6 protein-coding genes are annotated in these 5,651 nt (G+C 71.7%); all 6 read right to left on the bottom strand.

Going from position 1 to position 5,651, the window contains the following annotated elements:
- On the bottom strand, positions 1-316 hold a 316-nt coding region (locus KS423_RS37015), incomplete at its 3' end, for a hypothetical protein (protein WP_224284129.1).
- A gap of 193 nt (positions 317-509) precedes the next feature.
- Entirely contained in the window at positions 510-1,439 is a 930-nt protein-coding gene (gene truB / locus KS423_RS37010; RefSeq protein WP_224284128.1) for a tRNA pseudouridine(55) synthase TruB, read from the bottom strand.
- A 35-nt stretch (positions 1,440-1,474) separates the two neighbouring features.
- Positions 1,475-2,578, bottom strand: a complete 1,104-nt coding sequence (locus KS423_RS37005; RefSeq protein WP_224284127.1) for a bifunctional oligoribonuclease/PAP phosphatase NrnA — start codon at positions 2,576-2,578, stop codon at positions 1,475-1,477.
- A 2-nt stretch (positions 2,579-2,580) separates the two neighbouring features.
- Positions 2,581-3,021: a 30S ribosome-binding factor RbfA gene (gene rbfA, locus KS423_RS37000; RefSeq protein ID WP_224284126.1), complete on the bottom strand. Its 441-nt coding sequence runs from the start codon at positions 3,019-3,021 to the stop codon at positions 2,581-2,583.
- A gap of 151 nt (positions 3,022-3,172) precedes the next feature.
- Positions 3,173-3,469, bottom strand: a complete 297-nt coding sequence (locus tag KS423_RS36995; RefSeq protein WP_224284125.1) for a DUF503 domain-containing protein — start codon at positions 3,467-3,469, stop codon at positions 3,173-3,175.
- A 153-nt stretch (positions 3,470-3,622) separates the two neighbouring features.
- The coding region (gene infB / locus KS423_RS36990) for a translation initiation factor IF-2 (protein WP_224284124.1) at positions 3,623-5,651 on the bottom strand (2,029 nt) is incomplete at its 5' end.

The raw sequence follows: 5,651 nt of genomic DNA, 5'->3' as shown, positions 1-5,651 counted from the left end.
GCGCGGGCAGCAGCACCTCGTGGCCGGCCACGACGGCGCACAGCGGCAGCGGCGGCACCGGCAGCCCGCCGACCGCCCCGGTGCGCAGCAGCGCGAGCCCGTACTCGGGCAGCGGCAGCACGGCGTCCGGGCCGAGCACCCTGGTCTGCCCGCCGGGGGTGTGCAGGACGATCCGGTCCAGTCCGGCCACGCTCTCGTGCGCCGTCAGCACGCCCCCCTGTGGGTCGGCGACGAACCCCACGCCGTGCAGCCGCCCGTTGAGGTCCCGGATCCGCAGCAGGTACCGCCCTGGACCGCCCTCCGGAAACCCCGGCATGTCGTACCCCCCTCGGCCGTCGCCCGCTCGTCGTCGGGAACCTGCCCGCCGGGGCGGCGACCCGACCGCGCCCGCGCCGCTCACCACGGGCGTTCACTCCGCGCGCCCCCTCGTGCGGGTGAAGGTGCTCCGGAAACGGGAAAGCCCCCGTCGGGATGAATCCCGACGGGGGCTCCGAACAGCGGCGGGGCCGTCAGCCGACGAAGACCGCGACCGGCTTGGCCTGCCCGCCCTTCTCCTCGACCAGCGCGAGGAAGCGCCCGTCCGGCCCGAACACCGCGATCGGCCCGTCCACGCCCATCCCGGGCGCCTTCAGCCGGGCGCCGTGGGACAGCTTCTGCGCCGAGGCCTCGTCCAGGTCCCAGCGCGGGAAGGCCGCCGCCGCGGCCGCCGCGATCGGCAGCACCTCCAGCTCCTTGGCGGGCTCGCCGGTGACCTCGGCCTCCAACTGCTCCAGGGTGCGCGCCGACTCGACCCCGTACGGCCCGACCTTGGTGCGCCGCAGCGCGGTCAGGTGCCCGCCGACGCCCAGCCCGGCGCCCAGGTCCCGGGCCAGTGCCCGGATGTAGGTGCCGGAGGAGCACTCGACGGTGACGTCCAGGTCGGTCACCGGCGTGCCGTCCTCGGCGAGCGCCGCGCGCTGCTCGTGCACGGTGAAGGAGTGGATCGTGGTCGGCCGGGCCGCGAGCTCGAAGTCCTCGCCCTCGCGCACCCGCGCGTACGAGCGCTTGCCGTCGATCTTGATCGCGCTGACCTTGGACGGCACCTGCATGATCTCGCCGGTGAGCACCGCGATCCCGGCGTCGATCGCCTCCCGGGTGACGGCGTCGGCCGGGGTCGAGGAGGTGACCTCGCCCTCGCGGTCGTCGGTGACGGTGGTCTGGCCGAGCCGGATGGTCGCCTCGTAGGTCTTGGCGGTGAGCATCAGGTGGCCGAGCAGCCGGGTGGCCCGCTCGACGCCGATCACCAGCACGCCGGTGGCCATCGGGTCCAGGGTGCCGGCGTGCCCGACCTTCCTGGTCCCGGCCAGCCACCGCAGCTTGGCGACGACCCCGTGCGAGGTGATGCCCTCGGGCTTGTCGACGATCACCAGGCCGTCCGGGCCGGTGCCTTTGCGCTTCATCGGGTTCTTTCTCTAAATAACGTCAGGAGAGACGATCAACGTACCGGCCGCAGGGCACTCCGGAACCGCTCGACCACCGCGGCCACGTCCTCCCGGACGCTGAAGCCGGCCGCGAAGACGTGGCCCCCGCCGCCCAGTTCGGTGCAGGCCGCGGCGACGTCCACCGCGCCCTTGGAGCGCGAGGAACCGCGCAGCGTGCCGTCCGGGTCCTGCTTGAGCACCAGCGCCACCTCGGCCTCGGCCGGACGGCGCAGGATGTCGATCAGCCCCTCGATCTCCTCGACGGTGACGCTGAACAGCGCGAGGTCCTGGTACGGCACCCAGGTCCACACCAGGCCCAGCCCACCGGCCGCCTCCGGCTCGTAGACGGCCCGGTCGAGCGCGCCCGCGAGCACCTTGAGGTAGCCGAAGGACGAGGTGTCCCACAGCTGCCGGGAGATCAGGTCGTGCCGGATCCCGGTGGCCAACAGCCGGCCGGCCAGCTCGTGGGTGGCGGGTGTGGTGGCCCGGTACTTGAACGAGCCGGTGTCGGTGGCGACACCGGTGTAGAGGCAGGTGGCCAACTCCTGGTCCAGCTCGACCCCGAGCCGGCGCAGCAGTTCGTCGACCAGCACGGCGGTGGCCGGCGCGGTCGGGTCGATCAACTGGTGGGTGCCGAAGCCCGGGTTGGAGGCGTGGTGGTCGAACACCACCAGGACGGGCGCGGCGAAGGCCTTGTCGTGCAGCAGGCCGAGCCGGCTCTCCGCGGCCACGTCGAAGCAGAGCACCAGTTCCGGCACGTCCGGCACCTCGGCGGCCGGCACGATCAACTCCTGGCCGGGCAGGAAGGACAGCGACTCGGGCACGATCTGCGGGTCGTCGCCGAAGGAGACCCGCACCTGCTTGCCGAGCACGCGCAGCGCCAGCGCGGCAGCCAGCGAGGAGCCCAACGCGTCGCCGTCCGGGCAGATGTGGCAGATCAGGTCGATCGAACGGGCCCGCCCGATCTCCGCCACCACCTGCTGCCAGAGCAGCTCGGACCCGCTCTCCTCGGTACGCGGGCCCGGGAGCGCCGCGAGGGCACCCTCCACCGTGCTGGTGGAGGACGCCCCCGTGGTCGATCCGGCTCGCGAGGCGGCCTGCGCCGGCTCACCCGCCATGACTACTCGTCCTCGTCGTCACGCTCGGACGCCGGAACCCGGTACGGGTCCGCGGCGCCGGCGTAGCTCGCCCCCGCGGCCTGGGTGCGCACGGCGGCGTCCGAGGTGCGGGCCCGGTCGAGCAGGTCGTCGATGTTCCGGGCGTTGTCCGGCAGCGCGTCCGCGACGAAGGTCAGCGTCGGGGTGAAGCGCACGCCGATCTTGCCGACCTCCGAGCGGATCACGCCCTTGGCGCTCTCCAGGGCGGCCGCGGTGGCCTCGCGCTCGGTCTCGTCACCGAAGACGGTGTAGAAGACGGTGGCCTCGCGCAGGTCTCCGGTCACCCGGGTGTCGGTGATGGTCACGAACCCCAGGCGGGGGTCCTTGATCCGCCGCTCCAGGGTCTGGGCGACGACCACCTGGATGCGGTCGGCGAGCTTGCGCGCCCTTGCGGTGTCGGTCACGTTGCCTCCTCGTGCAGTGGCCCGGTACCCGGGCGAGCTGCGCACCCGTCGGGGCCCACGCCCCAAAGTACCGGCCCGCGCCCGGCCTTGCGGGCGCTCTCGGTCCTGATCCGTGTGAGAACGGCGACTTCGTCGGCCGGCTCCACAGTCCTCATTCGTCGTCGTCGTTGTGGTACCGCCTCCTCGCGGAGAGGAGCTGCACCTCGGGGCGGCCGGCGACCAACCGCTCACAGCTGTCCAGGACCTCGGTCACGTACCCGGCATCGCCGGACACCACCGCGAGGCCGATCTCGGCCCGGCGGTGCAGGTCCTGGTTCCCGGTCTCGGCAGCGCACACGCTGTACTTGCGCTGCAGTTCGGCCACGATGGGCCGCACGATCGAACGCTTCTCCTTGAGCGAGTGGACGTCGCCCAGCAGCAGGTCGAAGGTGAGTGTTCCCACGAACATGTATGACAGGTCTCGCCGACCTGGAAGGCCTCGGGGGGGCAGCCCGGAACCGGGCTGACGCCGCTACGTCTGGACTACTCCCGGACCCTACACAGCGAGACCGGGGCCGGTCGACGGAAATACCACCCGTCGACCGGCCCCGGCTGACACCGACTAGGCGCGCGGCTTCTCGCGCATCTCGTAGGTCTCGATGATGTCGTCGACCTTGATGTCGTTGAACGACCCCAGGGTGACACCGGCCTCGAAGCCCTCGCGGACCTCGGTCGCGTCGTCCTTGAAGCGGCGCAGACCCTCGATGGAGAGGTTCTCCGCCACGACCTTGCCGTCGCGCAGCAGGCGGGCCTTGGCGTTGCGGCGGATGATGCCGTCGCGGACCAGGACACCGGCGATGTTGCCGAACTTGGAGGAGCGGAAGACCTCGCGGATCTCCGCGGCGCCGAGGCGCACCTCCTCGTACTCCGGCTTGAGCATGCCCTTGAGGGCGTTCTCGATCTCCTCGATCGCCTGGTAGATGACCGAGTAGTACCGGACGTCCACGCCTTCCTTCTCGGCCGCGGTACGCGCACGGCCCTCGGCGCGCACGTTGAAGCCGATGATGATGGCGTCCGAGCCCATCGCCAGGTCCACGTCGGACTCGGTGATGGCACCCACACCGCGGTGCAGGACCCGGAGTTCGACCTCCTCGCCCACGTCCAGCTTGACCAGGGCGTCCTCAAGGGCCTCGACCGAACCGGAGACGTCACCCTTGATGATGAGGTTGAGCTGCTCGATGGAGCCGGCGGCGATGGCCTTGTCCAGGTCCTCCAGGGACACCCGGACCCGACGCTGCGCGAAGGCGGCGTTGCGGTCGCGGGCCGAGCGCTTCTCGGCGATCTGGCGGGCGGTGCGGTCCTCGTCGACGACGATGAAGCTGTCGCCGGCGCGGGGCACCGAGGTCAGACCGAGCAGCAGCACCGGACGGGACGGGCCGGCCTCGGTGAGGTTGTTGCCGTTCTCGTCCAGCATCGCGCGGACGCGGCCGTAGGCGTCGCCCACGACGATCGAGTCGCCGACGCGGAGGGTACCGCGCTGCACGAGCACGGTCGCCATGGCGCCGCGGCCCTTGTCCAGGTGCGCCTCGATGGCGATACCCTGCGCGTCCTGCTCGGGGTTGGCCCGCAGGTCCAGCGAGGCGTCCGCGGTCAGGACCACGGCCTCCAGCAGCTGGTCGATGTGCAGGCCCTGGCGGGCGGAGATGTCGACGAACATGGTGTCGCCGCCGTACTCCTCGGCCACCAGACCGAACTCGGTCAGCTGACCGCGGACCTTGGTCGGGTCGGCGCCCTCGACGTCGATCTTGTTGACGGCGACCACGATCGGCACACCGGCGGCCTTGGCGTGGTTCAGCGCCTCGACCGTCTGCGGCATGACACCGTCGTTGGCCGCGACCACCAGGATCGCGATGTCGGTGGACTTGGCACCACGGGCACGCATGGCGGAGAACGCCTCGTGACCCGGGGTGTCCAGGAAGGTGATCGGACGCTGCTCGCCGTTCACCTCGGTGACGACCTGGTAGGCACCGATGTGCTGGGTGATGCCACCGGCCTCACCGGCCACCACGTTGGACTTGCGGATGGCGTCCAGCAGGCGGGTCTTACCGTGGTCGACGTGACCCATGACGGTGACGACCGGCGGGCGCGGGGCCAGCTGGTCCTCGTCGCCCTCGTCGGCGCCGAAGTCGATGTCGAACGACTCCAGCAGCTCGCGGTCCTCGTCGTCCCGGCTGACGATCTCGAGCTGGAAGCCCATCTCGCCGGCCAGCAGTTCGAGGGTCGCGTCGGAGACCGACTGCGTCGCGGTGACCATCTCACCGAGGTTGAACATGACGGAGACGAGCGCGGCCGGGTTGGCGTTGATCTTCTCCGCGAAGTCCATCAGCGAGGCGCCGCTCGACAGGCGAACGGTCTGGCCGTTGCCGCGAGGCAGCATCACACCGCCGACGGACGGGGCCTGCATGGCCTCGTACTCCTGGCGCTTCGCCCGCTTCGACTTGCGACCGCGCGCCGGGCGACCGCCCGGGCCACGACCGAAAGCGCCCTGCGTGCCGCCACGGGCACCCGGGCCGCCGGGACGACCACCGAAACCACCGGGACGCGGACCGAAGCCGCCGCCGCCACCCGGGGCACCGCCACCGGGACGCGGG

Source organism: Streptomyces sp. LS1784 (assembly GCF_020103755.1).
Taxonomy (GTDB): domain Bacteria; phylum Actinomycetota; class Actinomycetes; order Streptomycetales; family Streptomycetaceae; genus Kitasatospora.
The sequence above is the reverse complement of the archived record's forward strand: the minus strand, read 5'-3'. Positions and strand labels throughout refer to the sequence as shown.

Coding starts and splice junctions, on each gene's coding strand:
- truB (WP_224284128.1), bottom strand. CDS start 1,439: ATGAAGCGCAAAGGCACCGGCCCGGACGGCCTGGTGATCGTCGACAAG.
- KS423_RS37005 (WP_224284127.1), bottom strand. CDS start 2,578: ATGGCGGGTGAGCCGGCGCAGGCCGCCTCGCGAGCCGGATCGACCACG.
- KS423_RS36995 (WP_224284125.1), bottom strand. CDS start 3,469: ATGTTCGTGGGAACACTCACCTTCGACCTGCTGCTGGGCGACGTCCAC.